Genomic DNA, 991 nt, shown 5'->3' with positions numbered 1-991 from the left:
GAGATACGGTCCCATTGCGTGTCGTTCAGAACGAGCCGATCCAGAACCCCCAAGGCTTCCTCCTAAAAGAAAGCCTTGAATCACGTTCCGTCTGATTTGAGAATCCCAAGAGTCCACACAGCCTAGTGCTTGACGATCTACCGACTAGAAGGTAGGGTAGCGTTATGAGTAATCCTTCAACGACTGCCGACGACATCCTGGCTTGCGCGCGCTCTCTCATAATTGCCGGAGGGTACCACGGCTTCAGCTATGCGGACGTTGCGAACGTGGTGGGAATCCGGAAACCAAGCATCCACCATCATTTTCCCAGCAAGGTGGACCTCGTTCGCACGTTGGTTGCTCGTTATCGCGAAGAGGCTCGAGCAGGAATTGCCCATCTCGAACGGAATATCTCAGATCCGATCGAACTACTCCGCAGTTATACCGCGTACTGGGAAGCCTGCATCACTAACGCGAGCGCCCCCTTTTGCGTTTGCGCGCTGCTCGCGAGTGAGCTTCCTGTCTTGCCGGAAGAGGTCGCAATCGAAGTCAGAGCGCATTTTCGCTGGTTGTCGAATTGGCTTGCCTCAGTGCTCGAGCGTGGCTCGCAGCAGGGACGCTTGCAACTCGTGACAACGCCGCACGTGGAGGCCGAAACGTTCATGGCAACTGTCCACGGCGCGATGTTGTCCGCACGAGCGTATGGCGATCCAAAGACGTTCGGGACGATTCTCAATCCATTGCTGGACCGACTTTCCGCGCGGCGTTGACGATGCAGGTCTACCTTTTCTGAGAAGCGATCGGACGGCGAGCGGCGCACCGTCTCGAGCTAAGTGTCAAACTGCGCCGCGCAATCTACCAACTAGTAGGTATAGAAAACTGTCTACTAGTGGTTCATCACAGTGGTTTTGACTCTTTGGCTGCAGCGGGATAGGCGCGGCGGAGTTTGGCGCGGGCTTTGTCGGTTGTGAACATCCATTTGATGCGGTCTCGCGTTTTATTTCGCTGCCGC

General features: G+C 55.7%; 1 protein-coding gene. It reads left to right on the top strand.

The features are described 5' to 3' along the window. The first annotated feature begins 164 nt into the window (after positions 1–164). Positions 165–749 carry a TetR/AcrR family transcriptional regulator gene (locus ACZYOF_RS43945; protein WP_130580544.1) on the top strand — a complete coding sequence of 195 codons (585 nt, stop codon included), beginning with the start codon at positions 165–167 and terminating at the stop codon, positions 747–749. The last annotated feature ends 242 nt before the right edge of the window (positions 750–991 follow it).

This window comes from Bradyrhizobium sp. LeoA1Lang (assembly GCF_055413685.1).
The sequence above is the reverse complement of the archived record's forward strand: the minus strand, read 5'-3'. Positions and strand labels throughout refer to the sequence as shown.